Below are 26,530 nucleotides of genomic sequence, written 5' to 3'. Positions count from 1 at the left end.
CCGCTCAGGCCAGGGCGAGGCGGCGGCGCACCACGTCGGCGAGGCGCTCGGCCACGGCCGAGGCCCGCTCGGGGGTGGGCGCCTCGACCATGACCCGCACCAGCGGCTCGGTGCCGGAGGGGCGCAGCAGCACCCGGCCCTCCTCGCCCAGGTCGGCCGACTCCGCGGCCACGGCCGCGGCCACCTCGGGGTCGGAGTCGCAGCGCGCGCGGTCGACCTCGGGCACGTTGACCAGCACCTGCGGCAGGCGGGTCATCACCGAGGCGAGGTCGCGCAGGCTGCGACCGGTGCTCACCATGCGCTCGCACACGTGCAGCGCGGTCAGCAGGCCGTCGCCGGTGGTGGCGTGGTCGCTCATGATCACGTGGCCCGACTGCTCGCCACCGAGGGAGTAGCCGCCGGCGCGCATGTCCTCGAGCACGTAGCGGTCGCCGACCTTGGTCTGGCGCACGGTGATGCCGGCCGGGCGCAGGGCCCGCACCAGGCCGAGGTTGCTCATCACGGTCGCCACCAGGGTGTCGTCGACCAGGCGGCCGCGCTCCTGCATCGCCAGGGCGAGCACGGCCATGACCTGGTCGCCGTCGACCACGGCGCCGGTGGCGTCGACGGCCAGGCACCGGTCGGCGTCGCCGTCGACGGCGAAGCCGGCGTGGGCGCCCTCGTCGACGACCGCGCGGCGCAGCCGGTCGAGGTGGGTGGAGCCGTAGCCGTCGTTGATGTTCAGCCCGTCGGGCTCGGCACCGATGGTCACGACGTCGGCACCGGCGTCGGCCAGGGCGCGGGGCCCGACCTCGCTGGCCGCGCCGTGGGCGCAGTCGAGCACGACGCGCAGGCCCGCCAGCGGCGTGTCGAGGGTGCGCACCAGGTGGGCGGAGTACTCCTCCACGGTGGGCGCGTAGGGACGCACGCGACCGACGTCGGAGCCGGTCGGGCGCTCCCAGGTGCGGCCCAGCTGCGCCTCGATCTCGCGCTCGAGGTCGTCGTCGAGCTTGACCCCGCCGCGGGCGAGGAACTTGATGCCGTTGTCGGGCATCGCGTTGTGCGAGGCGCTGATGACGACGCCGAGGTCGGCGCCGAGGGAGTCGGTGAAGAACGCGACCCCGGGGGTCGGCAGCACGCGCAGGCGCAGCACGTCGACGCCGGCCGAGGCCAGCCCCGCCACGACGGCGTGCTCGAGGAACTGCCCGGAGATGCGGGTGTCACGGCCCACGACGGCGAGCGGCCGCCGCCCGGTGAACTCGCCATGGTCGACGAGGACACGGGCGGCGGCCGCTCCGAGGCCCAGGGCCAGCTCGGCGGTGAGCACACCGCCGTTGGCCAGGCCACGGACGCCGTCGGTGCCGAAGAGGGGCCCGGTGGGAGCCACCACGTCGGCGCGGATCAGCGCTTGCTGAACTGGGGCGCCTTGCGCGCCTTCTTCAGACCGGCCTTCTTGCGCTCGATGACACGCGCGTCGCGGGTCAGGAAGCCGGCCTTCTTCAGCGTCGGGCGGTTGGCCTCGACGTCGATGGCGTTGAGGGCGCGGGCCACACCGAGGCGCAGGGCGCCGGCCTGGCCGGTGATGCCGCCGCCGTGGATGCGGGCGATGACGTCGAAGCGACCCTCGAGCTGCAGGGTGGCGAACGGCTCGTTCACGACCTGCTGGTGCAGCTTGTTCGGGAAGTACGAGTCGAGCGTGCGGCCGTTGACGGTCCACACACCGGTGCCGGGCACGAGGCGGACGCGGGCGACGGCCTCCTTGCGACGGCCGGTCGCGTTGGCGGGGGCGATGGTCGCGGGACGCTCGGGGGCGTCGGCCGACGGGGCGCTCTCGGAGCTGTAGGCAACGCCGCGCTCGTCGGTCTCGAAGGTCTCCTCGACCTCGTTGGTGGTCTCAGCCACGGTAATCCTCACTCAGCTTTCTGCATGGACGTTGAAGGAGCCACGGCTCACTGGGAGATCTGGGTGATCTCGAACGGAACGGCCTTCTGGGCCTCGTGCGGGTGGGTCGGGCCGCTGTAGACCTTCAGCTTCTTCAGCATCTGACGGCCGAGCTTGTTCTTGGGGAGCATGCCCCACACGGCGTTCTCGATCGCCTTGCGGGCGTCCTTCTCGAGGAGCTCGCCGATCGGGGTGGCCGAGAGGCCGCCCGGGTAGCCGGAGTGGCGGTAGGCCATCTTGGTGGTCTTCTTGGTGCCCGACAGGGACACCTTCTCCGCGTTGATGACGACGACGAAGTCACCGGTGTCGACGTGCGGGGCGAAGATCGCCTTGTGCTTGCCGCGGAGCAGGTTCGCGGAAGTCACGGCGAGCTTGCCCAGGACGATGTCGGTGGCGTCGATGACGTGCCACTCCCGGGTGATGTCACCGGGCTTGGGGCTGTACGTGCGCACGGCTGATCTACTCTCATTCGTTCGTGGGGACCGCCAGGTGGAGCCTGGCGGGGGGTGGAGCTGCGGCTTCTGACGAACACGGCCCGGCTCGCCGCCGGTCGGGACCGGCTGGTGGCCTCCGGGACTGCACCTCGCCGGCAGCCGGGGACGGCTGTGACGGGGCGCGGCAGGAGTCGCGACCACTCAGGGTAGGCGTGCGCGGGCGACGGGGTCAAAACGCCCCGGGCGGGCACCGCGTGGCGCCCGGCACTCACCCCCAGGGGTGGCCTCGCGACCCGGGTCGTGGACACCGGGTTCCCCGTGTCGCGAGACGACGGATACGTTAAGACGCGTGACTGATTCTCTGACCGTCCGTGACAACCGCACCGGACAGGAGTACGACGTCCCGATCCTCGACGGCACCATCAAGGCCGCCGACCTCGGGAAGATCAAGACCGCCGAGGACACCCCCGGCCTGGCCGTCTACGACCCGGGCTTCGTCAACACGGCGTCCTGCCGCAGCTCCGTCACCTACATCGACGGCGAGAAGGGCATCCTGGAGTACCGGGGCTACCCCATCGAGCAGCTGGCGGAGAAGTCGTCCTTCCTCGAGGTGGCCTACCTCCTGATCCACGGCGCCCTGCCGACCAAGGCGGAGTACGACGCGTGGGTGCACGAGATCACCTACCACACCTTCGTCCACGAGAACGTGAAGACCTTCATGCAGGGCTTCCGCTACGACGCCCACCCGATGGGCATGCTCATGGCCTCGGTGGGCGCGCTGTCGACCTTCTACCCCGACGCCCGCAACATCAGCGACGCCGACAACCGGCACATGCAGATCGTGCGCATGATCGCGAAGATGCCGACGCTGGGCGCCTGGTCGTTCCGCCACGCGCAGGGCAAGCCCTACGTCTACCCCGACAACGACCTCAGCTACACCGCCAACTTCCTCTCCATGCTCTTCAAGATGAGCGAGTCGAAGTACGAGGCCGACCCGCGCCTGGTCAAGGCTCTCGACGTGCTCTTCATCCTCCACGCCGACCACGAGCAGAACTGCTCGACCAACGCCGTGCGCTCGGTCGGCTCCTCGCAGGTCGACCCCTACTCCGCGGTCGCCGCGGGCGTCGGCGCCCTCTACGGCCCCCTGCACGGCGGCGCCAACGAGGCCGTGCTGCGCATGCTCAAGCGCATCGGGTCGAAGGAGAACATCCCGGCCTTCATCCAGGGCGTCAAGGACGGCAACGAGCGGCTGATGGGCTTCGGCCACCGGGTCTACAAGAACTTCGACCCCCGCGCCACGATCATCAAGAAGGCCTGCGACGACGTCTTCGAGGTCACCGGGGTCAACCCGCTCCTCGAGATCGCCAAGGAGCTGGAGAAGATCGCGCTCGAGGACGAGTACTTCATCAAGCGCAAGCTCTACCCCAACGTCGACTTCTACTCGGGGCTGATCTACGAGGCCTTCCAGTTCCCCCCGGAGATGTTCACCGTGCTGTTCGCGATCGGCCGCACCCCCGGCTGGCTGGCCCAGTGGCTCGAGCTGGTCCAGGACAAGGAGCAGAAGATCGCCCGGCCCAAGCAGATCTACACCGGCGACCGGACCCTCGACTTCGTCCCCGCCTCGGAGCGCTGGGCCTGACCTTGGCCCCCTCCCCCGCACGACCCACGACCCCCGCCGGCCCGCCGGCGGGGGTCGTCTGGGACCTGGGCAACGTCATCGTCGACTGGGACGCCTCCGCGGCGATCGCGGCCGGCGTCGGCGCCGAGGAGGCCGCCCGCTTCCTGGCCGCCGACGACTTCGACTTCATGGCGTGGAACCACGGCTGCGACGCCGGCGGGTCCTGGGACGACGCCGAGGCCGCGGTGGCCGCCTCGCACCCGCACTGGGCCGAGCACGCCCGCTCCTACCGGCGCCACTTCGCGGCCTCGCTGCGCGGCGAGGTGCCCGGCACCGCCGACCTGCTGCGCGAGCTGCACGCCGCCGGGGTGCCGATGTGGGGGCTGACGAACTGGTCCCACGAGCTCTACCCCCACGCACCGCGCCTCTTCGACGTGCTGGGCCTGCTCGAGGACGTCGTGGTGTCGGGCACCGAGGGCGTGGCCAAGCCCGACCCCCGCGTCTACCGCGTCGTGGAGCGGCGCGCCGGGCTGCCCCTCGCACGCCTGGCCTTCGTCGACGACCGCGCCGACAACGTCGCGGCTGCGAGCGCGCTGGGCATGCACGGGCTGGTCTTCACCGACGCCGACGCCCTGCGCGCCGACCTGCGCGCCCTGGGCCTGCCGCTGCGGGCGTGAGCGCGCCCGCGGTGCTGGTGCGCGTCGACGCCCTGTGGCGTCCCGGCCTCGACCGGGCCGGGCTGCGCGCCGCGGCGGAGTCGCTGGCCGGCCCGGTCACGCGGCTGTGCCCGCGCTGCGCGGGCACCGACCACGGCCGTCCGCGCACCGCCGGCGGCGCGCTGTCCCTGGCGTACGCCGCGGGCCTCGTGGTGCTGGCCCGCGCGGAGGGCACCGGGCTGCGGCTCGGTGTCGACGTGGAGCCCGACCCCGGTGTCGGCCCGACGCCGGCGGGGCTGGCCGACCGCGCCGCGTGGACGCGCGCCGAGGCGGTGCTCAAGGCCACCGGCGAGGGCCTGCGCCGTGACCCGACCTCCGTGCGCGCCGACGAGGCCTGGACCACCGCCCTGCCGCTGCCGCCCGGCTGGGCCGGCACCCTCGCGGTGCTGCCCGCGCGGCCGGTCGAGGTCCGGTGGCGCGCGCACCGCTGAGCGCGGCCCGCGAGCCTCAGGCCGGCAGGTCGGGCAGGGCGGTCTCGTGGAGCCAGGGGTGCAGCAGCGCGGCGACGTCGTGGCCGGTGGCGGCGCCGGCGTGGGCCAGGAAGTCGTCGGTGACCACCGAGCCGCCCGCGTGCTCGGCCACCCAGGAGCGCAGCAGGGCGAAGAACGCCTCGTCGCCCACCGTCAGCCGCAGCGCGTGGAGGGTGAGCGCGCCGCGCTTGTAGACCCGGTCGTCGAACATCAGCTCCGGGCCCGGGTCGCTGAGCAGCAGGTCGTGGTCGAGCTCGGCCAGCCGGGCGTGGTGGTGGCGGGCGTGCTCGTCGGCGCTCTCGCCGCCGGACTCCTGCGACCACAGCCACTCGCTGTAGCAGGCGAAGCCCTCGTGCAGCCAGATGTCGCGCCACCGGCGCAGGGTGACGGCGTTGCCGAACCACTGGTGGGCCAGCTCGTGGGCGATGAGGCGGGTGGCGTCCCAGTCGCCGCGCACGAGGTTGCGCCCGAAGGTCGACAGGCTCTGGCTCTCCAGCGGGATCTCGAGGTCGTCGGCGGTGACGACCACGGCGTAGCCGTCGAAGGGGTAGGGCCCGAAGAGGCGCTCGAAGACCTCGACCATCTCGTGCTGGCGGCCGAAGGCGGCGACGTAGTCGTCCTCGTCGAGGTCCTCGGGCGCGACCACCCGCAGCGGGGTGCCCGAGGCCGGGCGCCCCAGGAGCTGCCAGTCGGTGTAGCGCCCGATCTGGGCCGTGGCCAGGTAGGTGGCCATCGGCTCGGACTGCTCGAAGACCCACGTCTCGCTCGACCCGCCCCGGCGGTGCTCGCGCAGCACGCCGTTGGCGACGACGTGGTAGCCCGCGGTGACGCGGAAGGTCATCCGGTAGGACGCCTTGTCGTCGGGGCGGTCGTTGCAGGGGAACCAGGTCGGCGACCCGTGCGGCTGGGCCGCCACGATGACGCCGTCGGTCAGCTCCTCCCAGCCGGCGTCGCCGAGGTGGCGCTCGACCACGGGCCGCGGGCTGCCGGAGTAGCGCACGACCACCGTGAGCAGGGTGTCGGGGGCGACCTCGTCGTCGAGGGTCAGCACGACCCGGCCCGAGCGGGCGGAGTGCTTGGCCAGCCGCGCGCCGGTGACACGGACCTTGTCGACGCGCAGGTGGGCCAGGTCGAGCACGAGCCGCCGGGTCGCCTCGAGCACCCTCACCGAGAGCGTGGCCTGGCCGGTGAGCCGGTTGCCCTCGACGGCGTAGGTCAGGTCGAGGTCGTAGTGGCGCACGGCGTAGGCGGGGTCGCCGTGGCCGGGCAGGTAGTCGTCGGCGGTCGGCAGGCCCCTCACGAGGAGGCCTCGCCGGCGGCCCACGGGCCGATCGGGTTGCCGATCCAGATCGTCTTGTCGGGCACCGACTCACCCCTCATCACCAAGGACACCGGGCCGACCGTAGCGTGCCGGCCGATGCTGGCCGCGGGCAGGATCACCGAGTTGGGCCCGAGCGTGCCGCCCCGGCGCACCCGCACCCGGTCGGTGGCCAGCAGCCGGTCGTGGAAGAGGTGGGTCTGCACCACGCTGCCCTGGTTGACCGTGGCCCCGTCGCCGAGCTCGACCAGGTCGGCCTCGGGCAGCCAGTAGGTCTCGCACCACACCCCACGGCCCACGGTGGAGCCCATCGAGCGGAACCACGCGGTGAGCAGGGGCGTGCCCGTGGCCAGCCGGGCGAACCACGGCGCGGCCACCACCTCCACGAAGGTGTCGGCCAGCTCGTTGCGCCACACGAAGGAGCTCCACAGCGGGTGGGTGCCGCTGCGGTGGCGGCCCACCAGCAGCCACTTCGTCGCGGTGGCGAGCGCGGCCGCCACGAGGCCCCCGGCCACCAGCAGCGGCACCAGGGCGAGGACGACCACCACGAGGACCGTCGCTCCCCCGCTCGGCCCCGTGACCGCGTCGGCCGCGGCGAGGGCGAGGAGCCCGACCACCGCGTGGAGCAGCACCGCGCAGGCCAGCGGCACCACGCGCGCCGCCTCCCACAGGGCGCGCGCGACCCGCAGCCGGGTCGGCGGGGCGTAGGTGCGGGCGTCGTCGCCCGCGCCCGTCGTACGCCGCAGGGCCGCGGGCGGGCTGCCCAGCCACGACTCCCCCGCGCGCGCGGTCTTGCGGTTGGGCGCGGCCGAGAGCACCGCGACCAGCGCCCGCTTGGGCACCTTGCGACCCGGGGCGGCCATGCCGGAGTTGCCGACGAAGGCCCGCTTGCCGATCTTGACCCGCTCGACGCGCAGCCAGCCCCCGCCGAGCTCGTAGCCGCCGATGAGGGTGTCGTCGGCGAGGAAGGCCAGGTCGTTGACGGTGGTCAGCGCCGGCACCATCAGCACCGTGGAGGCCTCGACGTCGGCGCCGACGCGGGCGCCGAGCAGGCGCAGCCAGGCCGGGGTGAGCGTCGAGGAGTAGAGCGGGAAGAGCCAGGTGCGGGCCTCGTCGAGCACCCGCACCGTGGCCCACACGCCGAGGGCGGGGCGGCTGCGCACGGGGTAGACCCCCGGGCTCAGCCCGAGCGCCGCCAGGCGCACCACGCCCAGCACGAGCGCGGCCAGCACGAGCAGACCCACCAGCGTGCCCGGCACCAGCCAGGGCAGCAGCGCGCCGAGCAGGTCGAGGGGTCCGGTGCCGGTGCCGGTGCCGGTGCCAGGGTCGGCGGGCAGGTCGGCGCCCAGCAGCGCCACCAGGGCACCGGCCCCGACGGCCAGCGCCGGGAGCAGGCCGAGCGCGACCGCCACGGCGGCGTAGGCCACGACCCAGGCCGCCGAGCTTGCCGGGCGCTCCGACCAGGGCCCGCGCGCAGCGCCCGAGACCCGGGTGGCCGGGGCCCCGGACCAGAACTCCCCGTCGGGCACGACGCCGACGACGGCGGAGCCCGGCGCGACCTCGGCGTCGTCGCCGACGCGGGCGCCGGGGCAGAGCATCGAGCGGGTGCCGACGCGGGCACGCCGGCCCACCCTCACCTCGCCGAGGTGGAGCACGTCGCCGTCGACCCAGTAGCCGGTGAGGTCGACCTCCGGCTCCACCGAGCAGCCGGCGCCCAGGCGCAGGAAGCCGGTGACCGGCGGCACCGAGTGCAGGTCGGCGTGGCGGCCCACGCGGGCGCCGAGCAGCCGGGCGTACCACGTGATGAGCGGGGCGCCGCTGAGCGCGGTGGCCCCGAGCTGGTCGACCATGCGCTCGGCGGCCCAGACCCGCAGGTGCACCTTGCCGCCGCGCGGGTAGTCGCCCGGGGTGATGCCGCGCAGCCAGAGCCGCGCCGCGCCGGCGGCCAGCACCATCCGGCCCGGAGGCGTCAGCACCAGCAGGGCGGCCAGGCCCAGCAGCCACCACGGGGCGGTGGGGAGCCCCCCGACGTCGAGCAGGTCGTGGACCAGGGTGCTGGCGGCGAGCAGCCACACGGCCCACCGCGGCGCGGCCAGCGCCCGCAGCGCCACGACCGCCGCCACCTGCCCGGCCTGGGTCTTGAGCGGGATCGGAGGCACCAGCCGGTCCTGGGCGTTGTCGACGCCGGCGTCCATCGAGTCGACGAAGTCGGCCAGCCCGCCCAGCGTCGGGTGGTCGTAGACGTCGCCGACCGCGACGTCGGGGTGCTCGCGGCGCAGCAGCGTGACGACCTGCGCGGCGGTGAGGCTGCCGCCGCCGACGTCGAAGAAGTCCTCCTCGCGGCGGGTGACCGAGGCGCCGAGCACCTCGTTCCACAGCTCGGCGATCCGCGCGGCGGTGCCGGTCAGCCCCGACTCCTGCGGCGACACGGCGCTGAGCGGCCACGGCAGGGCGTCGCGGTCGACCTTGCCCGAGGTGCGGGTGGGGATGTCGTCGACGACGGCCAGGCGCGGCACGAGCGCCGCCGGCAGGTCGCGGCGCAGCGCGGCCACCGCCGCGGCCGCGTCGTAGCGCTCGTCGACGGTGACGTAGCCGACCAGCAGCTGGTTGCCCGTGCGGGAGCGGCGTACGGCGGCCGCCGCCCCGACGACCCCGGGCAGGGCGAGCAGCGCCGAGTCGACCTCGCCGAGCTCGATGCGGCGACCGCCGAGCTTGACCTGGTCGTCGGCGCGGCCGCCGAAGAGCAGGCCGGCCGGGTCGTGGACCACGAGGTCGCCCGAGCGGTAGGCCCGCTCCCAGCCCAGCGTCGGCATCGGGGCGTACTTCTCGGCGTCCTTGACCGGGTCGAGGTAACGGGCCAGCCCGACGCCGCCGATGATCAGCTCGCCGGTCTCCCCCACCGGCACCTCGCGGCCCTCGGCGTCGACGACGGCGAGGTCCCAGCCGTCGAGCGGCAGCCCGATCCGCACCGGCCCCTCGGCGCCGACGAGGGCGCCGCAGGCCACCACGGTGGCCTCGGTGGGGCCGTAGGTGTTCCACACCTCCCGGCCCTCGCGGGCCAGTCGGGCGGCCAGCTCCGGCGGCAGCGCCTCGCCGCCGAGGATGACCATGCGCACGCGCTCGAGGGCCTCGTCGGGCCAGAGGCTGACCAGCGTGGGCACGGTGGAGACGAGGGTGATGCGGTTGGCGGCCAGCCACGGCCCGACGTCCATGCCGCTCTTGACCAGCGCACGGGGCGCGGGCACGAGCGTGCCGCCGTAGCGCCAGGCCAGCCACATCTCCTCGCAGCTGGCGTCGAAGGCGACGCTGAGCCCGGCCATCACCCGGTCGTGCGGTCCGATCGGGTCGTCCTGGAGGAACATCCGCGACTCGGCGTCGACGAAGGCCGCCGCGTTGCGGTGGCTCACGGCCACGCCCTTGGGGGTGCCGGTGGACCCGGAGGTGAAGATGACCCAGGCGTCGTCGTCGTGAGCCGGGTCCTCGCGCTCGCGGGGTGCGCCCGCGCGGCGCGCCTCGATCGCCAGGTCGGCGCCCACGACGGCGGCGACGTCGGCCTCGCCGAAGACCAGCCGGGCCCGCTCGTCGGGGTCGTCGGCGTCGACGGGCACGTAGGCCGCGCCCACGAGCAGGGTGGCCATGATCGCGATGTAGAGGTCGGTCGTGCCGCTGGGCAGGCGGACCCCGACCCTGTCGCCGCGGCCCACGCCGAGCGAGGCCAGCTCGTCGGCCACCTCGTCGGCGGCCTCGGCGAACTCGAGGTAGGTCAGCTGCTCCGCGCCGCTGTCGAGGGCCGTGGCGTCCGGGAAGGTGGCCACCGTGGTGCGGAAGACGTCGACCAGGGTCCGGGGGGCGGGCGCCGCCGCGCCGCGGCGCAGCGCGCTCGTCGGGGCGGTGCTCGTCGTGTCGCTCACGGGGCGGAGGGTGTCGCAGCCAGGTGAACGGCCGGTGTCGCGACCGAGGGCTGGGCGCCCGCGGGCCGGCGTGCGCGGGCCGGGCGAGCGCGGGCTGGACCGGTCGGTCAGTTGACCGCCCGGTCGCGACCCTCCCAGTAGGGAGCGCGCAGCGAGCGCTTGAGGATCTTGCCCGTGGGGTTGCGCGGGAGCAGGTCGAGGATGTCCACCGACTTGGGGCACTTGAAGTGCGCGAGGTGCTCGCGGCAGTGGGCGATGAGCTCCTCCGGCGTCGCCGAGGCGCCCTCCTTGAGCGAGACCACGGCCTTGACCGCCTCGCCCCAGGTGTCGTCGGGCACCCCGATGATGGCGACCTCCATCACCGCGGGGTGCTCGGCCAGCACGCGCTCGATCTCGGGGCTGTAGATGTTCTCCCCGCCCGAGATGATCATGTCCTTGAGCCGGTCCTCGACGAAGACGTAGCCACCGTCGTCGACCCGGCCCATGTCGCCGGTGCGGAACCAGCCGTCGGCCGTGACGACCTCGGCGGTGGCCTCGGGCTTGTTCAGGAAGCCCTTCATCAGCTGCGGCGTGCGCAGCCAGATCTCGCCGTGCTCGCCCACCGGGAGGTCCTCCAGCGTGGCCGGGTCGACGATGCGCACCTCGACGTCGGGCACCGGGCGCCCCGCCGAGACCAGCCGCTCCGGGTGCTCGGGGTCGCGGTGGTCCTCGGGCATGAGGTGGGTGGCGACGCCCGCGACCTCGGTGAGGCCGTAGACCTGGATGAAGTCGGTGTCGGGCCAGGCCTGCATCGCCGCGCGCAGCAGCGGGGGCGGCATCGGCGCCGCGCCGTAGGTGTAGGTGCGCAGCGCGCCGAAGAGCTTGACCGCGTCGGGGCCCGCCTGCAGGACCTGGGCCAGCACGGCGGGCACGAGGAAGGTGCGGTTGGCGCCGGCCATGATCGCCCCGGCCAGGGAGGCGCCGTCGGGCTCGCGGGTCATCACGCTGGGGATGCCGTCGTGGATGCCGAAGAGCACGTAGGACGAGCCGCCGACGTGGAAGAGCGGCATGGCCACCATGGACTTGTCACCGGGCTCGAACTCCCAGCCGTCGTGGGCGTTGACGGTGTGGGCGACCATGTTGGCGTGGGTCAGCATGACCCCCTTGGGGCGCCCGGTCGTGCCGGAGGAGTAGAGCACCAGGCAGGTGTCGTCGGGCGTGACGGCCGGGTCGCGGTCGACCGGGGTGGCGGCGGCCAGCATGGCCTCGTAGGCGTCGCCCTCGGCCCCGTCGGTGGTCACCTCGACGACGTGCTCCACGCCGGTCAGCCGCTCGCGCACCCGCTCGAGCAGCGGCGCCAGCTCGGAGCCCACCACGACGACCTTGGCCCCCGAGTCGTTGACCGCGTAGTCGACCTCGTCGGGTGCCAGGCGCCAGTTGACGACGGCGTTGGCCGCACCCAGCGTCGCCACGGCGAGGGAGACCTCGACGCAGGCCGGGTGGTTCTTGTCGAGGAAGGCCACGACGTCGCCGCGACCGACCCCGAGCCCGCGCAGCGCCCCCGCGGCGCGGCGCACCCGGTCGTGCCACTGCGCCCACGTCCAGGTGCGGCCGAGGTAGGTCATGCACTCGCCGTCGGGGTCCACCGACGCCCAGTGGGCGAGCCGGTCGTCGACGAAGACGGCCGTGGGGGCGGGGCGGGAGGACGTGGTCTCGGGCGTCGCCGTGGCACTCATGGCCCAGATTGTGACCGAGAGCACAGTCAGCCACAAGGGTCCGTCCCGCGCCGGCTTCTTCCCCCGCCAACAGGGCCGTCTCAGCCTGGTCACAGGGTGGCTGAGCACAGTCGTCACCATGAACGACTTCCCTCGCGACGAGCAGCCCGCCGGCCCCACCCGCTCCGACCAGCCGGCCTGGTCCGCCCCGGCCGGCCCGCCGCCGCCCCCGCCGTACGCCGGGTCGACGGCCGTGGCCGAGCGGCCGCGGCGTGGGCGCACCGTGTTCGCGGCGGGCCTGCTCACCGCCGCGCTCGTCGTGGGCGGCGGCGCCGGGGTCGGCGGTGCGGCGGTCTGGTCCTCGCTGAGCGACGACGCCACGGGCGGGTCGGCGTCCGGGGCCTCGACGGCGAGCACCACCTCGCAGGTCGTCGACACCCCCGAGGACCCCGGCGAGCAGGGCACGGTGCAGCAGGTGGCCCAGGAGGTGCTGCCCTCGGTGGTCAAGATCGAGGTGAAGGGCGCCCAGGAGTCCGGCTCCGGCTCCGGCATCGTGCTCTCCTCCGACGGCCAGATCCTCACCAACAACCACGTGGTCGAGGTGGCCGGCGACTCGGGCACCATCCAGGTCGACTTCAACGACGGTTCGACCGCACTCGCCGAGATCGTCGGCACCGACCCGCTCACCGACACCGCCGTGATCCAGGCCCAGGACGTCAGCGGCCTGACCCCCGCCACCATCGGCTCCTCCGACGACCTCCAGGTCGGGCAGGGCGTCGTGGCCATCGGCTCGCCCTACGGCCTCGACGCCACCGTCACCAGCGGCATCGTGAGCGCGCTGGACCGCCCGGTCGACGTCGGCTCCGACAGCGAGGGCAACACCACCGCCTACCCCGCCGTGCAGACCGACGCGGCCATCAACCCCGGCAACAGCGGCGGCCCGCTGGTCGACATGTACGGCCACGTCGTCGGCATCAACTCCTCCATCCGCACCGCCGGCAGCGGCTCGACCTCGCCCTTCGGCGAGACCGCCGAGGGCGGCTCGATCGGCCTCGGGTTCGCGATCCCGATCGACGAGGTCATGCCGATCGTGGAGCAGATGGTCGACGGCGAGACGCCCACCCACGCGCGGCTCGGCATCACCGTGAGCGACGTGCGCGCCGAGGGCGGCTCGACCGCGGCCGTCGTCGACGGCGCCCAGGTGCAGGAGATCGGCGACGGCTCGACCGCCGGCGACGCGGGACTGCAGGCCGGCGACGTGATCACCCGCATCGACGACACCGCGATCTCGGGCTCCGACTCGCTCATCGCCACCATCCGCTCCTACCGCCCCGGCGACACCGTCACCGTGACCTACGTGCGCGACGGCGAGGAGCAGACCACCGACCTCGAGCTCGACTCCGACGCCACCACCTCCTGACCCCGGCGCGACCGGAGGACGGTCACCACGGGGTCAGTCGTCACGAGGGAGTCGGCGCTGGAAGGCGCCGGCTCCCTCGGCCGCGTGGAAGCCCAGGGCGTCGTTGACCGCCACCATCGGTGCGTTGACGTCGGCGTTCCAGGTCAGCACGCGGCGCACGGAGGGGTCGGTGGACTGCAGCAGCCGCAGGTTGGCCGTCTTGACCGCCAGCCCGAGCCGGTGGCCCCGGTGCTCCCGCCGCACCAGGGTGCCCCACTGGAAGGCCCGGCCCGGCTCGTGACGGCCGGTGACCAGGTCGGTGTAGGCCACCACCTCGCCGTCGGCGTCGAGCGCGACGGTGCCGATCCTCGTGCGGCCCTGACGGCGCTGCACCTCCTCGGCCTCGCGCACCCCGGCGGGGTCGGCGGTCTCGGGCTCGCGGTCGAGGTCGCCGGTCGGGGCGTCGGACTCCACGCTGGCGCTCGCCTCGGCCCACCCCCGCAGCAGCTCCTGGGGCACGGGACCCACGAAGGAGCGCAGGGCGTAGCCGTCGTGGTGCGAGGCGGCCCGCGCGGCCAGTCCGGCGAGGAGCTCGGGGTCGACGGGCAGCTCGAGCGTGCGCAGCACCTCCACCAGCCCGAGCTCGAAGCCGTGGCGGCGCAGGAACGCCGGCCCCGCTTCGGTGGCCCCGTGGTCCGGCGCCCCCGCGGGCCACCAGGTCCGGGCCTGCACGACGTCGCGCCCTCGCTCGCGCGCGATCCCGAGCAGGTGCTCGAGCACCGCGGACCCGTGGCCGCGGCGCTGGTGCGCCGGCGCGGTGCCCACCTCGACCTCGGCGGTGTCGCGGTTGTCGCGCAGGCTCGCGCCGATCCACCCCGCGGCCACCACCTGGTCGCCCACCACCCCGGCGTAGGCGCTCGCGCGCCGGGTCCGGCTCGCGCCCTCGACCTGACCCTGCAGCTGCAGGCGCAGCTCCTCGCGCCTCCACGGCGTCGCGAGCTCCTCGTGCCCGTGGCGCTGGGCGGCCTCGTAGGTCGCGTGCCACGGGTCGAAGGACCCCGGGTCGAAGGGGTCGACCTCGACCACCGTCAGCGCGCCCGCCGCCGCGCCCTCGCTCACCGGGCGCGCTCCACGCGTCCCTCGTCCCACACCGGCCCGTCGGACTCGTAGACGTCGCCGTCGGCGCCGTAGACCAGGAACCGGTCGAAGCCGCGCGCGAACCAGCGGTCGTGGGTGACGGCCAGCACCGTGCCCTCGAAGGCCTCCAGCCCCTCCTCCAGCGCCTCGGCCGACTGCACGTCGAGGTTGTCGGTGGGCTCGTCGAGCAGCAGCAGCGTGGCGCCGGAGAGCTCGAGCAGCAGGATCTGGAAGCGGGCCTGCTGCCCGCCGGAGAGCGACTCGAAGCGCTGCTCCGCGGCGTGGGCCAGCTCGTAGCGGTCGAGCACCCGGGCGGCCTGCTCGCGCCCCATGCCCGCGCGGCGCTCGTCACCGCGGTGCAGCACCTCCACGAGCGTGCGCCCGACCAGCTCGGGATGGTCGTGGGTCTGCACGAACCAGCCCGGCCGCACGCGCGCACCCAGGCGGGCCAGCCCCCGGTGGCGCACGGGCTCGATGACCACGTCGCCCACCGGGCGGTGCTCGACGTCGGGGTCGGTGCCGCCCGCGGCCAGCAGGCGCAGGAAGTGCGACTTGCCCGAGCCGTTGGAGCCGAGCACGGCCACGCGCTCGCCGTACCAGACCTCCAGGTCGAAGGGGCGCATCAGGCCGGAGAGCTCCAGGCCCTCGCAGACCACGGCCCGCTTGCCGGTGCGACCACCCTTGAGCCGCATGGTGACCTGCTGCTCGCGGGGCTGGTCGGCCGGCGGCCCGGCCTCCTCGAACTTGCGCAGCCGGGTCTGTGCCGCGCGGTACTGCGAGGCCAGGCCGTCGTTGTACTCCGCCTTGATCTTGTAGCGCAGCACGAGCGCCTTGAGCTTGGCGTGCTCCTCGTCCCAGCGGCGGCGCAGCTCCTCGAAGCGCAGGAACCGGTCCTTGCGCGCCTGGTGGTAGGAGGAGAAGCCCCCCGGGTGGGTCCACACCGTGTTGCCGGCGGCGCCCAGCTCGACGGTCACGACGCGGGTGGCGGTGTTGTCGAGCAGCTCGCGGTCGTGGCTGATCATGAGGATCGTCTTGTCGGACTCGCGGATGCGCTGCTCGAGCCAGATCTTGCCCGGCACGTCGAGGTAGTTGTCAGGCTCGTCGAGCAGCAGCACCTGGTCGGGCCCGCGCAGCAGCAGCTCGAGCACGAGGCGCTTCTGCTCCCCGCCGGAGAGGGTCGCCAGCTCGCGGTACTTCGCGCGGTCGAAGGGCACGGCCAGCGCCGCGGTGGTGCAGACGTCCCAGGTGACCTCGGCGTCGTAGCCCCCCGCGTCGGCGTACTCCCCCAGCGCCGTGGCGTAGGCCATCTGCGTGGCCTCGTCGTCGCTCTCCATCAGCGCCAGCTCGAGGCGGTCGACCTCGGCGGCGGCCGCGCGCACGCGGGGGCTCGACACGCTGAGCAGCAGGTCGGCCACCGTGGGGGCCTCGCCGAGGTCCTTGCCGACCATCTGGCGCATCACGCCGAGACCGCCGGAGCGGGTCACGACCCCGGCGTGGGGCACCAGGTCGCCGGTGATGAGGCGCAGCAGCGTCGTCTTGCCCGCGCCGTTGGCGCCGACGAGCGCGACCTTGGCCCCCTCGCCCACCCGGAACGACACGTCGTCGAGCAGCACCCGCCCGTCCGGCAGCTCGTAGCGCACCCCGGCGACATCCACGTGACCCACGACGGGCCATTGTCCGGCACGCGCGGCCGCAGGGCACCTTCTTTAGCGCCCGGCCTCGTGCCCCCCGGCCTCGTGCCCCCTGACCTCGTGCCCCCTGACCTCGTGGTGCAGCCGCTCCATCGTCGCGTCGAGGGCGTAGGAGGTCTCGGCGGCCTCGGCGAGACCGTCCAGGAGCTCCCGCGGCACGTCCTGGCGGTACTTGTAGAAGATCTTGTGCTCCAGGCTGGCCCAGAAGTCCATCGCGATGGTGCGGAACTGCACCTCGACGACCACCGGCACCGGGCCCCCGGAGAGGAACACCGGCACCTCGAGCAGCGCGTGCAGCGAGCGGTAGCCATTGGCCTTGGGCGTGGTGATGTAGTCGCGCACCTCCAGCACGGTCAGGTCGCGGTGCTCGGCCAGCAGGTCGGAGACCCGGCGCACGTCGGAGAGGAAGCTGCAGGTCACGCGGACGCCGGCGACATCGGTGACGGTGCGCCGGATCGAGTCCAGGGACCCGTCGTCGCACCCCTTGCGGCGCATCTTCTCGGCCAGGCTGGCCGGCGACTTGAGCCGGGAGGAGACGTTCTCGATGGGGTTGTAGTCGTGCAGGTGGGCGAACTCGTCGCGCAGGATCTCGAGCTTGGTGACGATCTCCTCCATGCCGAACTTGTACTCCAGCATGAACCGGCGGAAGTCCTGACCGGGCTCGCCCAGCAGCTCCTCCCACGACTCCGCGACCATGGCGGTCACTCTAGGGCGCCCGCCTGTGACGGCTCTCAGGCTCCGGCCCGGGCTCAGGCCCCGGCGTCCCGGGCGTACGCCGACGCGGCGGCGTGCACGGCGTCGACGTACTCGCGCGAGGGGTTGTAGGTCAGCACCGCCGCCTCCCAGGGCCCCAGGGCGGAGAGGTCCTCGCCCGCCGCGCACAGGTAGCGCGCCGCCCCGAGCGCGGCGTCGTCGAGGTCGCGGGGGTCGGCTGCGCCGTCGCCGTCGCCGTCGGCCCCCCACGGCTCCCAGGTGGTCGGCAGGAACTGCATCGGCCCCACGGCGTGCTCCCACACGGCGTCGCCGTGCCAGCGCGCCGACCCGCCGGTGGCGCGGATGGCCGCGAACTCGCCCGACCCGTCGAGCGCCGGACCGAGGATCGTGCTCGAGGAGCGCCCGTCGGCGCCGAGCGTGCGACCGCCGAGCGTGCCGTGCTGCGACTCCACCCAGCCGATGCCGGCCAGGGTGGTCCAGCCGACCCGGCAGCCGGGGTCGGAGAGCTGGGCGTCGGCGTAGGCGCGCAGCGCGGGCACCGGGATGCCGGTGGCCCGCGCCGTGCGGGTCAGCCAGCGCTGCTCGACGAGCTGCCCGGCCGAGCGGGCACGCTCCGGCGGGGTGGGCGCGGCGACGTAGTCGGCACCCGGCGTCAGGTCGAGCACCCGCTCGGGGGCGTAGAGGCGCGAGGCGGCGAGGGCGAGCAGGCACACGACGGCGAGCAGTCCCGCCAGTCGCACCACCGCCCGGGACGGGCGGCTCACCCGCGTGGCCGCGCCTGGCCGAGGCGGACCCCGACCCCGCGCAGCAGCGAGACGAGTCGCTCGTGGCCCTCGGCGATGGTCCAGCGCACCCCGCGCAGGCCGACCCCGCACGCGGACGCGACGTTGTCGGCGCGGTCGTCGACGAAGACCACGTCGTCGGGGTCGGCACCGATCATCGCGACCGCCCGCTCGAAGTAGGCCGGGTCGGGCTTGGCCACGCCGAGGTCGCAGGAGTAGACGCTGACGTCGAAGCGCTCGTCGTAGCCCAGCACCGTGCGCATGTGGGCGGCACGGTGGGCCTCCTGGTTGGTGCCCAGGTGGACGCCGTGGCCCGCGGCGCGGACCCGCTCCACCACGGCCCACGAGGCGGCGTCGGGCTCGGTGGCCAACCAGATGGCGGCGTGGAGGTCGCGTGCGGGCACGTCGACGCCGTGGCGCTCCAGGACGCCGGCGAGGTCGGCGAGGAAGTCGCTGCGCCCGACCAGCGCCTCGCGCTCCACCGCCACGGCCTCGCGCAGCAGGGCCTCGGAGGCCTCGTCGCGCTCACCCAGCCAGGGCGCGGCGGCGCGCTCCCAGCCGCCCGGCAGCGACTGGAGGACGCCGTCGGCGTCCCACAGGACGTGCTGCGGCCTCACTCGGTGCCGTGGGCGGCGATGAAGGCCAGGATCCGCTCGGACAGCTCGGGGCGGCACACGACGACGTCGGGCAGGTAGACGTCGTCCTGGTTGTAGACCAGCGGGCTGCCGTCGACGCGGGAGGTGAACAGCCCCGCGGCCCGCGCCACGGCGACCGGGGCGGCGGAGTCCCACTCGTACTGCCCGCCGGCGTGGACGTAGGCGTCGGCCACGTCGCGCACGACCGACATCATCTTCACCCCGGCCGAACCCATCGGCACGAGCTCGGCGCCGATCTCCTCGGCCAGGGCCTGAACGAAGGCCGGCGGGCGGCTGCGCGAGACCGCGATGCGGGGCCGCTCGGAGCTCGAGGCGGGCACGGCGGGGGCCTCGCCGGTGGTGAAGGTCTCCCCCAGCACGGGCTGGGCGACCGCGCCGGCGGTCAGGTCGCCGCCGTCGGCGGAGCGCTCCCACAGGGCCACGTGCACGGCCCAGTCGTCGCGCGGGGGCTCGGAGAACTCGCGGGTGCCGTCGAGCGGGTCGACGATCCAGACCCGGTCGGCCTCGAGGCGGGCCTTGTCGTCCTTGCCCTCCTCGGAGAGCACGGCGTCGCCGGGGCGCAGCTCGGCGAGCAGGCCCATCAGCAGCTCGTGGGCCGCCCGGTCGCCGGCGTCCTTGAGCTCGCGGCCCTCGAGGCCCTCCTGGCGGACCTGGAGGAGGCGGCGTCCCGCCACCTCGGCCAGCCAGGTGGCGAGCACGTGGTCGTCGGTGGCGGAGGCGGCGGGCGGGGTACCGGGGTCGAAGGTCACGGCCGCGACCCTACCGGGGCCCGCCTCAGGAGTTGAACCGCTGCTGGGTGCGCTCGAGGCCCTCGGTGACCAGGCTCTCGACCGCGTCGGCGGCCAGGTCGACGCCGAAGGGCAGGACCTTGCGCTCCGCGGTCGAGTAGTTCGACAGCACGAAGTCGGCGACGTCCTGGCGGCCCGGGGGCCGGCCGATCCCGACCCGCACGCGGTGGAAGTCGCCGGTGCCCAGCGAGGAGCGCATCGACTTCAGGCCGTTGTGGCCGTTGTCGCCACCGCCCAGCTTGACCCGCATCGTGTCGAAGGCGATGTCGAGCTCGTCGTGGACGGCCACGATGCGCGCCGGAGCGACCTTGTAGAAGGACGCGAGCGCCTTGACCGGGCCGCCCACCTCGTTCATGTAGGAGCGCGGCCGGGCGAGCACGACGCGCGGCGCCGGGGTGCCGGGCGCACCGAGTCGTCCCTCGACGACGTCGGCGCGCCCGGTCTTGTGCGCCCGGAAGGACGCACCCATGCGACGGGCCAGCTCGTCGTTGACGAGGTAGCCGATGTTGTGGCGGTGACCGGCGTACGTCGGGCCGGGGTTGCCCAGCCCGACGACCAGCCAGACCTCGGAGGTCTCGCTCACTCCTCGGAGGAGGAGTCCTCGGAGCCCTCGGCGGAGTCGCCCTCGGCGGCCTCGGCCTCGGCCTGCTCCTCGTCGGACTCCTCGCGCTCGATGCCGGCCTCGGCCTCGGCCTCCTCCAGCTCGGCCTCGAGGGCCTCGGCGCTGATCTGCTCGGTGACGTTGACGACCAGCGTCTCGCCGTCGAGGAGCAGGGTCGAGCCCGAGGGGAGGGTGAGCTCGGAGGCGAGGATCTGGGTGCCGGCGGGCAGGCCCTCCACGGAGACCTCGATGGTCTCGGGGATGTTGGTGGCCTCGGCCTCGAGCTCGATCTCGGTGGTGTCGGTGACGACCAGGGTGTCGGGGCCGGCCTCGCCGACGATGGTGACGGGCACCTGCACGGTGACCTTCTCGCCCTTGGTGACGGCGACGAAGTCGATGTGCTCGAGGTGGCGCTTGATCGGGTCGATCTGCACCTCGCGGGTCAGCGCGAGCTGGGTCTTGCCGTCGATCGAGAGCTCGAGCAGCGCGTTGGCGCCGCCGTGCTTGAGCGCCATCATGGTCTCGTGGCCCGGCAGCGTGATGTGCTGGGGGTCCATGCCGTGGCCGTAGACGACGGCGGGGACCTTGTCCTCGCGGCGGATGCGGCGGGCGGCGCCCTTGCCGAACTCGGTGCGGGACTCGGCGGTGATCTTCTCGGCAGACATGCTGCTTCTCCTGTGCGGTCGGCTCGTGCGGTGTGGAGGTGGTGCGTGCGTGTGGTCGCCCGGAGGACGGGACCGAGACGCACAGCACGGCGCGATGAAGCAGCCGACCGCGTCGATCACGGAGGTCTGTCTCCAGACCGTCCCTCGCCGAGGCAACCGCAGCAGTCTAGCCCGGCTCCCGGCCACCCACGAATCGCGCCGCGGCGTCGACGGCGTCGACGAGGTCGTCGAGGTCGGTGCGCACGGGCGTCGCGTCCGTCCGCGGCGGGTCGGGCACGGGCCGGCCCAGCCCCCACCAGTCCAGCGGCTGCACGTGCACCGCGGCGGTGACCGCCGCAGCGCCCGGGGGCTGACCGCCCACCCAGGCCAGCTGCAGGGCCACCTCGTCGCCGGCCCCCCCGGCGCCCGCGCCGGCGACGAGGGCGCGACCCGGCACCGCGGCCGGGAGGGCCGCGGCCGCGGTCGTGCCGAGCAGGTCGAGGCTGCCCTCCTCGTCGAGGCGCAGCGCGACGCGACGCGTCACCACCGAGCGCACCGCAGCGGGCACCGCGCGGGGTCGACCGGTCGCCGCCAGCAGGTGCAGCCGGGGGTCGCGGCCGGCCAGCCAGGCCAGCGCCTCGGCCGTGCCGGGCGAGGCCGACTCCAGCAGGTCGAGGTCGTCGACCACCACGAGGACCTCCCGGGCGGTGCGCAGGGCGGCCTCCGCGGCGCGCACCGGGCCCTCCCCCGCGGCGACGTCGGCGGGACGCGCGTGCGGGAGGCCGGCCAGCACCGCGAGTCCGGCGAGCGGCGCCCGCCCGGGTGCGGCGGCTCCCCCGTCGACGAGCACGACGGCGAGGGCGTCGGGTGAGCGGGAGAGCGTCGCGGCGCCCGCCATCGTCAGCAGCGCCGCGGTGCGCCCCGTGCCGGGGAGCCCGGCCACGACCGTGTGGGCGCCGGGTGCCAGCGGGTCGAGGTCCACCGGGCCGTCGCCGCCGACCCCGACCGGCACCGCGCCGGCGGCGTCGCCCCGGTCGTGCTCGTCCCACGCCCGGGCCAGGGCGGCCTCGCCGAGGGCGTCGGCGGGCAGCAGGTCGCGCAGGCGCACCCGCTCGGGCAGGAGCAGGCCCGTGACCGGGTCGAGCACCGGCGAGAGGCGCCGGGCGGCGCGGTCGACCAGCGCCGGGGCCACGCCCTCCAGGCGCACGCGCGGCAGCCGCTCCTGGCCGCTGCGGGCCAGGGCGGCGTACGACGGCTGGGCCGCGTCGACGAGCAGGGTCGCCGAGCAGCGCTCGGGGAGGTCGGCCTCGCGCTCGTCGACACAGACGGCGTGGACACCGACGGACGGTCCGTCGCGCAGCAGCTCGGTCAGCGCGGCCGACCCGCCCGGGGCGTCGGCGAGGGCGCGGTGGCCGTGGACGACCACGACGTGGGCCGCCCCGCGCTCACCGGCACGGCGCCGGCGCACGGTCGCCAGCAGGTCGCCGAGGCGGGCCTGGTGGCCGCTGGGGTCGACCCCCACCCGCGCCGCCCCGCTCGCGGGACCGGCGGGCCGCAGGTGCGGCAGCCACCGCAGCCACGACCAGGCCTCGTCGGCGCGGGTGCTCAGCACGGTGAGGCCGAGGTCGCCGGGAGCATGGGCGGCGCACAGCTGCAGCAGCAGCCAGCGCAGCACGGCGTCGCCGACGGCGCCGGGACCGGCCACCCCGAGCACCGGGGTCCCGCGCAGGGAGACCGCCACCGGCACGTCGCGCAGCCAGGGCCGGTCGGCGGGGGTGCCGCCGCGCAGCTCCATGCCGGCCGGTCGCGGGCCGGTGCCCACGCGCAGCACGAGGAAGTCGTCGTCCTCGGGACGCCGCTCCCACAGCCGCCGACCGTGCGGCAGCACCGTGGCCACCGTGCTCGCCGGGTCGGGCAGCAGCCCGCGGGCCTCCTTCTGCTCCTGCAGCACGGCCTCGCGCAGCAGCCGCCGCACGTCGTCGCCGAGGTCGCTGGGCCCGGCGCGCCCTCCCCGCCACCCCCGGCCCCGCGGGGCCGGGGGGAGGTCGATGACGAGCGGGTGGGCGGCGCCCCGCACGCGCGGGGGCCGCTGGAGCCTGAGCCAGCCGGGCGCGGCCGGCTCGGTCAGGGCGGCCGCCGCCGCACCGACGCGCAGCTCGCACAGCGAGTCGCCCACCTCCAGCGACTCGCCCTGGCGCCACGACACGGGCACCTGTGGTGGGCAGGCCCGTCCGTCGATGGCGGTGCCGTTGCTCGAGCCCAGGTCGGTCACGGTGACGGCCACCGAGGTGACCCCCACCCGGCAGTGGCGCCGCGAGAGCGAGTGGTCGGCCCAGGAGAGCGCGCCGCTGCGGCCGATCTCGTGCGTGCCCGCCGGCAGCGGGAGGACCGCGCCGCTGTCGGGCCCGCTCACGACGTGCAGCTGGAGACCGCGGCCCAGCCGGGGAGGCGAGACGTCGGCGCCGAGGAAGCCGATCCGGCTGCCGTCGAGGAGGCCGAGGTCGGCGACGGTGCCGCGTCCGGTGGGGATGCCACCGTCGAGCGTGGTGGGTCCCCCGCGCGGCACGACCATGGGTGCGTCGGGGGCCCCGGCGAGGGCGCGCAGCCGATGCTCGAGCTCGGCGGCGGGGCCGGACTCGTCGCAGTCGACGAGCACGTCGAGGGCCCGCGCGGGGGTCTGCAGCGTGACGGTGACGCGCACGGGGCGGGTCAGCTCCCGCGCGACTCGACGCTGAAGCGGGCCCGCGGGCTCACCCGCAGCTCCCCGACCTGGGCCCGCAGGAAGCACGGCCCGGTGAAGGAGGCCACCACGGTGAGCCCGTCGCCGGAGAAGCGCAGCGCGCTGCAGCCCTCCAGCTCGACGCCGTCGAGGCCGCCGGCCACCGCGGTCAGCACGCCGGTGGCCGAGCCGGTCACGGGGGCGGCCAGGAGCGGCCGGGCCAGGTCGGGCTCGCCTCCCCACAGCGGGTAGAGCGTGTACTGCACCGGCGCGCCGCCGGCGGTGCGCAGGTCGACGCGGGGCGCGACGTCGACCTCGACGCCGCGCAGCCGCTGCACCGGGTAGGCGTCGTCGCTGGTCTGGCGGGCCAGAGCGGTCTCCCCCGCCTCGGCGGCGCCCTCGAGCCAGCCCTGGAGCTCCTCCTCGCTGTCGACGCCCAGCTCCAGCGGCAGTCGCGCGGTCACGGCCACCTCGCCGCGCGCGGGCACCTGCCCGACGTCGACGGCCCAGCCGCAGTCGGCCAGCACGCCGGTGTCGGCGACGTTGTTGGCGCGCGCCTGCGCGCCCGACCAGGAGATCGACCCGGGGCACTCGCCGCCGTCGGCGGCCGGCAGCACCTCGAGGAAGGGCCCCGTGAGGGGCGAGCCGCCCGCGGAGTAGGTGACGGTGAGCTCCACGGTGGAGGAGGCAGGGTCGTAGCTGGCCTCGCGGTCGATGCTCAGCCCCGTCGGCAGCGGGTCGCCGTCGAGGGAGGCCTCGGCGGCCACGCCGACGGGCACCTCCGGTGCGTCGCCGCCGCCGTCGTCGGCGCCCGCGGTGACGACGCCCAGGGTCACGGCCGCCGCCGCGGCGAGCGCCACCGCGCCGGCCGCCCACGGCACCCAGCCCGGCCGGGCGGCACGACGCCGCGGCGGGGTGGACGGCGCGGTGGTCGACGAGGTGGTCGACGAGGTGGTCGACGCGGTCGGCGGGGCCGAGGGCGGCGGCCCCGTCGGTGCGGCGTGGGCGGCGGCCGGTCGGTCGGCGTGGAGGTTGGTGGCGCCCACGTCGAGGTGGGCGGGGCTGGCGTCGATCTGCACCGCGGGCGCCCGCAGCATCGTGCCCTGCACGATGTCCCACTCCTCGGGGGCCGGCTGCACCTCCAGGCGCGGGGCGTCGAGCACCTCGTCGGGCAGCTGGCGCAGCGCCTGGGCGGTGGCCGCGGCGGTCATGCGCGTCGTGGGGTCCTTGGCCAGCATCGTGGCCAGCACGTTCCACAGGGCAGGGGCCACCGGCAGGCGCGGCGGCTGCACCGACGCGTGCCGGAAGCCCACCGTGTGAGCCGTGCCGGAGCCGGAGAAGGGAGTGCGCCCGCCGAGCAGCTCGTAGAGCAGGATGCCCGCGGCGTAGACGTCGGAGGCGGCGCTGAAGCTGCCCTGCACGAAGAGCTCGGGCGGCATGTAGCCGGGGGTGCCGAGCAGGCCGGTGGCCTGCACGGTCGACTCCTGGGCCAGGCGGGCGATGCCGAAGTCGGTGAGCAGCAGGTCGCCCTCGTCGTAGTCGCCGTCGACGCCGCGCAGGAGCACGTTGTCGGGCTTGACGTCACGGTGCAGGCAGCTCTGCTGGTGGGCGGCGTCGAGCGCGTCGAGCACGGCGGCGGTCAGCCGCACCGCGTCGCGCGCGCGGAGGGTGCCGACGTCGCGCAGGTGCTTACGCAGGTCGGTGCCCTCGACGAGGTCCATGACGATCGCCAGCGCGTCGCCCTCGACGACGAGGTCGTGGACCTCGACGATGTTGGGGTGGTGCAGGGCGAGCAGGATGGCCCGCTCCTGGATGAAGCGCCCGACGATCTGCGGGTCGTGGGCCAGCTCGCGACGCAGCACCTTCGCGGCCACCCACCGCTCGCCGACGCGGTCCCACGTGCGCCACACGGTGCCCATCGCACCCTCGCCGAGCTCGTCGACGAGCTCGTAGCGACTGCCCAGGGCCTGACGGTTCACCGGCCCGCTCTCATCGACCGGCGGCGGCGGTCGCGAACCAGTACAGGCGCGGCGCCGCCTCCTCCTCGGTGGCCGCGACCGGGCGGACCTGCGGGTCCTGGGTGGTCGCCTCGAGCGCGACGACGGCGTCGGGCGCGAGCGCCTGGCTGTCGGCGAAGTCCAGGGCCGGGCCGGCCAGGCCGTCGGAGGCGTCCACGGTGAGCCCGGTGAGAGCCGCGGCGACGTCGGCCGGCTCGACCGACCCGGCCTCCACGGCAGCGGCCGCGAGCGCGAGCACCGCGTCGTGGCTGGCGGTGTCGGCGCCCTCGGCCACGTCGGCGAAGGGCACGCTGCCGAAGAGGTCCTGGAGCTCCGGGTCGCCGGCGGCCAGGCGCAGCGCCGAGAAGTACGACGCGGTCGCCTCGGCGCGCTCGCTCGTGCCGAGGGTGGTGGCGTCGGAGGCGTCCACGCCGACGGTGAGGAACTCCCCGGCCGGGGTGCCCCCCGCCTCGGTCAGCCCCGTGGCGAAGCCCGGGCTGAGCGCCTCGGGCGACAGCACGACCGGCGCGGTGCTGCCGCGGCCCTGGAGCGCGGCCACGACCTGGGCCTGGCTGGTGGCCGAGGCCGCGACGACCACGCTGTCGGCCGTGCCGTCCTCGACGGCGCGGGTCGCCCGGGCCACCACGTCGCCGAGGTCGTCGCCGGTGTAGTCCTCGCGGTCGGCCGAGCCGACGCCGTCCACGTCGACGCCGTCGGCGCTGACCACGAAGGGCTGCTCGAGGCCGCGCTCACCCATGGCGGCGAGAAGGGCCTGGTCGACGGCGTCGCCCGAGGGGCCGGTGGCCCACACGCCGTCGGGCAGGGCGGTGAGCTCGCGCTCGTAGGGCAGCAGGAGGGGCACACCGGCCCCTGCGGCCGCGTCGACCGCGGCCTGCAGGTGCTCGCCGGTGCTGGCGGCGACGATGCCGGACACGCCGGCGTCCACGAGGTCGGCGACCGCCCGGGTCGCGCCGTCGCTCGTGCCCGCGTCGTCGACGACCTCGAGCTCCACGTCGGCCCCGCCCAGCCCGAGCCGGTACGCCGCGACGCGGGCGCCCTCGGCCGCGGTGAGGACGTCCTGGCCCTCCCCCGGCGCGGAGCGCAGCGAGACCAGCACCCCGACCCGCAACGGCTCGCCGACCTCGGCGAGGGCTCCGGCCGCGTCGAGCTCGACGGCCGGGGCGGCGCCGGCGGCACCGGACGCGGGGGCCGCGGGCTCCTCGCCGCCGTCGTCACCGCTGCAGGCGACCAGCGTGGTGAGCGCCAGGGCGGCCAGGGTCAGGCCGGCGGCGCGGCGGGCGCGGGGCGGGGTCGTGCGCAC

21 protein-coding genes are annotated in these 26,530 nt (G+C 75.1%); 4 read left to right on the top strand and 17 right to left on the bottom strand.

All coding sequences use genetic code 11. From position 1 onward, the window contains the following. Positions 1–4: 4 nt before the first annotated feature. Genes glmM through rplM form a run of 3 tightly spaced genes read right to left on the bottom strand, consistent with a single transcriptional unit; the run spans position 5 to position 2,372 of the window. Positions 5–1,369 (bottom strand): phosphoglucosamine mutase, encoded by a 1,365-nt coding sequence (gene glmM, locus ASF50_RS04840; RefSeq protein ID WP_228941722.1) that lies wholly within the window; start codon positions 1,367–1,369, stop codon positions 5–7. An 11-nt stretch (positions 1,370–1,380) separates the two neighbouring features. Then, complete coding sequence (gene rpsI / locus ASF50_RS04835) at positions 1,381–1,881, bottom strand: 30S ribosomal protein S9 (protein ID WP_082500184.1); 501 nt, start codon at positions 1,879–1,881, stop codon at positions 1,381–1,383. A 47-nt stretch (positions 1,882–1,928) separates the two neighbouring features. After that, entirely contained in the window at positions 1,929–2,372 is a 444-nt protein-coding gene (gene rplM / locus ASF50_RS04830) for a 50S ribosomal protein L13 (RefSeq protein ID WP_056863804.1), read from the bottom strand. 331 nt (positions 2,373–2,703) lie between these two features. Between rplM and ASF50_RS04825 the strand changes: the two genes are divergently transcribed. The 3 genes from ASF50_RS04825 to ASF50_RS04815 are packed head-to-tail and all read left to right on the top strand — an operon-like array spanning position 2,704 to position 5,119. Beyond that, positions 2,704–3,993 carry a citrate synthase gene (locus ASF50_RS04825; RefSeq protein ID WP_056863803.1) on the top strand — a complete coding sequence of 430 codons (1,290 nt, stop codon included), beginning with the start codon at positions 2,704–2,706 and terminating at the stop codon, positions 3,991–3,993. Positions 3,994–3,995: 2 nt separating this feature from the next. Then, positions 3,996–4,649 carry an HAD family hydrolase gene (locus tag ASF50_RS04820; protein ID WP_056903650.1) on the top strand — a complete coding sequence of 218 codons (654 nt, stop codon included), beginning with the start codon at positions 3,996–3,998 and terminating at the stop codon, positions 4,647–4,649. Then, on the top strand, positions 4,646–5,119 hold the full coding sequence (locus ASF50_RS04815) for a hypothetical protein (RefSeq protein ID WP_056903649.1): 474 nt from the start codon (positions 4,646–4,648) through the stop codon (positions 5,117–5,119). Before ASF50_RS04820 ends, ASF50_RS04815 begins: the two co-directional genes overlap by 4 nt. Positions 5,120–5,135: 16 nt before the next feature. Here ASF50_RS04815 and ASF50_RS04810 read toward each other — a convergent pair whose 3' ends face one another. The 3 genes from ASF50_RS04810 to ASF50_RS04800 form a co-directional block, all read right to left on the bottom strand. Continuing rightward, positions 5,136–6,458, bottom strand: coding sequence for a M1 family metallopeptidase (locus ASF50_RS04810; RefSeq protein ID WP_056904238.1), 1,323 nt, complete (start codon positions 6,456–6,458; stop codon positions 5,136–5,138). Beyond that, the gene (locus tag ASF50_RS04805; protein ID WP_056903648.1) at positions 6,455–10,387 is read right to left on the bottom strand and encodes a Pls/PosA family non-ribosomal peptide synthetase; all 3,933 of its coding nucleotides are present in this window, start codon (positions 10,385–10,387) and stop codon (positions 6,455–6,457) included. Before ASF50_RS04805 ends, ASF50_RS04810 begins: the two co-directional genes overlap by 4 nt. A gap of 107 nt (positions 10,388–10,494) precedes the next feature. After that, positions 10,495–12,102 carry a long-chain-fatty-acid--CoA ligase gene (locus ASF50_RS04800; RefSeq protein ID WP_056903647.1) on the bottom strand — a complete coding sequence of 536 codons (1,608 nt, stop codon included), beginning with the start codon at positions 12,100–12,102 and terminating at the stop codon, positions 10,495–10,497. Positions 12,103–12,220: 118 nt separating this feature from the next. On the opposite strand from ASF50_RS04800, the gene ASF50_RS04795 reads away from it, so the two are divergent. Then, positions 12,221–13,501 (top strand): S1C family serine protease, encoded by a 1,281-nt coding sequence (locus tag ASF50_RS04795; protein ID WP_056903646.1) that lies wholly within the window; start codon positions 12,221–12,223, stop codon positions 13,499–13,501. Between the two features lie 33 nt (positions 13,502–13,534). On the opposite strand, the gene ASF50_RS04790 is transcribed toward ASF50_RS04795, so the two are convergent. The 11 genes from ASF50_RS04790 to ASF50_RS18835 all read right to left on the bottom strand — a co-directional run bounded on the left by ASF50_RS04790 (position 13,535) and on the right by ASF50_RS18835 (position 26,530). Beyond that, positions 13,535–14,599: a GNAT family N-acetyltransferase gene (locus ASF50_RS04790; protein ID WP_056903645.1), complete on the bottom strand. Its 1,065-nt coding sequence runs from the start codon at positions 14,597–14,599 to the stop codon at positions 13,535–13,537. Continuing rightward, a complete protein-coding gene (locus tag ASF50_RS04785; RefSeq protein ID WP_056863796.1) occupies positions 14,596–16,281 on the bottom strand; it encodes an ABC-F family ATP-binding cassette domain-containing protein in 1,686 nt (561 codons plus the stop codon). The genes ASF50_RS04790 and ASF50_RS04785 overlap by 4 nt, the downstream gene beginning before the upstream one ends. Before the next feature lie 42 nt (positions 16,282–16,323). Continuing rightward, the gene (locus tag ASF50_RS04780; RefSeq protein ID WP_056904237.1) at positions 16,324–17,004 is read right to left on the bottom strand and encodes a GTP pyrophosphokinase family protein; all 681 of its coding nucleotides are present in this window, start codon (positions 17,002–17,004) and stop codon (positions 16,324–16,326) included. Positions 17,005–17,057: 53 nt separating this feature from the next. Continuing rightward, positions 17,058–17,786, bottom strand: a complete 729-nt coding sequence (locus ASF50_RS04775) for a lytic murein transglycosylase (RefSeq protein ID WP_056903644.1) — start codon at positions 17,784–17,786, stop codon at positions 17,058–17,060. After that, positions 17,783–18,421, bottom strand: coding sequence for an HAD family hydrolase (locus tag ASF50_RS04770; RefSeq protein WP_056903643.1), 639 nt, complete (start codon positions 18,419–18,421; stop codon positions 17,783–17,785). Before ASF50_RS04770 ends, ASF50_RS04775 begins: the two co-directional genes overlap by 4 nt. Further along, a complete protein-coding gene (locus ASF50_RS04765) occupies positions 18,418–19,209 on the bottom strand; it encodes a 3'(2'),5'-bisphosphate nucleotidase CysQ (RefSeq protein ID WP_056863792.1) in 792 nt (263 codons plus the stop codon). Before ASF50_RS04765 ends, ASF50_RS04770 begins: the two co-directional genes overlap by 4 nt. A gap of 25 nt (positions 19,210–19,234) precedes the next feature. Beyond that, on the bottom strand, positions 19,235–19,831 hold the full coding sequence (pth, locus tag ASF50_RS04760) for an aminoacyl-tRNA hydrolase (RefSeq protein WP_056903642.1): 597 nt from the start codon (positions 19,829–19,831) through the stop codon (positions 19,235–19,237). Beyond that, positions 19,828–20,514, bottom strand: coding sequence for a 50S ribosomal protein L25/general stress protein Ctc (locus ASF50_RS04755; RefSeq protein ID WP_056863790.1), 687 nt, complete (start codon positions 20,512–20,514; stop codon positions 19,828–19,830). The genes pth and ASF50_RS04755 overlap by 4 nt, the downstream gene beginning before the upstream one ends. 166 nt (positions 20,515–20,680) lie before the next feature. Then, complete coding sequence (locus ASF50_RS04750; RefSeq protein WP_056903641.1) at positions 20,681–23,194, bottom strand: FHA domain-containing protein; 2,514 nt, start codon at positions 23,192–23,194, stop codon at positions 20,681–20,683. Between the two features lie 8 nt (positions 23,195–23,202). Further along, complete coding sequence (locus ASF50_RS04745) at positions 23,203–25,191, bottom strand: serine/threonine-protein kinase (RefSeq protein ID WP_056903640.1); 1,989 nt, start codon at positions 25,189–25,191, stop codon at positions 23,203–23,205. A 10-nt stretch (positions 25,192–25,201) separates the two neighbouring features. Continuing rightward, positions 25,202–26,530 (bottom strand): ABC transporter substrate-binding protein, encoded by a 1,329-nt coding sequence (locus ASF50_RS18835; RefSeq protein ID WP_056903639.1) that lies wholly within the window; start codon positions 26,528–26,530, stop codon positions 25,202–25,204.

It is taken from the genome of Nocardioides sp. Leaf307 (assembly GCF_001423135.1).
GTDB classification, from domain to species: domain Bacteria; phylum Actinomycetota; class Actinomycetes; order Propionibacteriales; family Nocardioidaceae; genus Nocardioides; species Nocardioides kribbensis.
The sequence above is the reverse complement of the archived record's forward strand: the minus strand, read 5'-3'. Positions and strand labels throughout refer to the sequence as shown.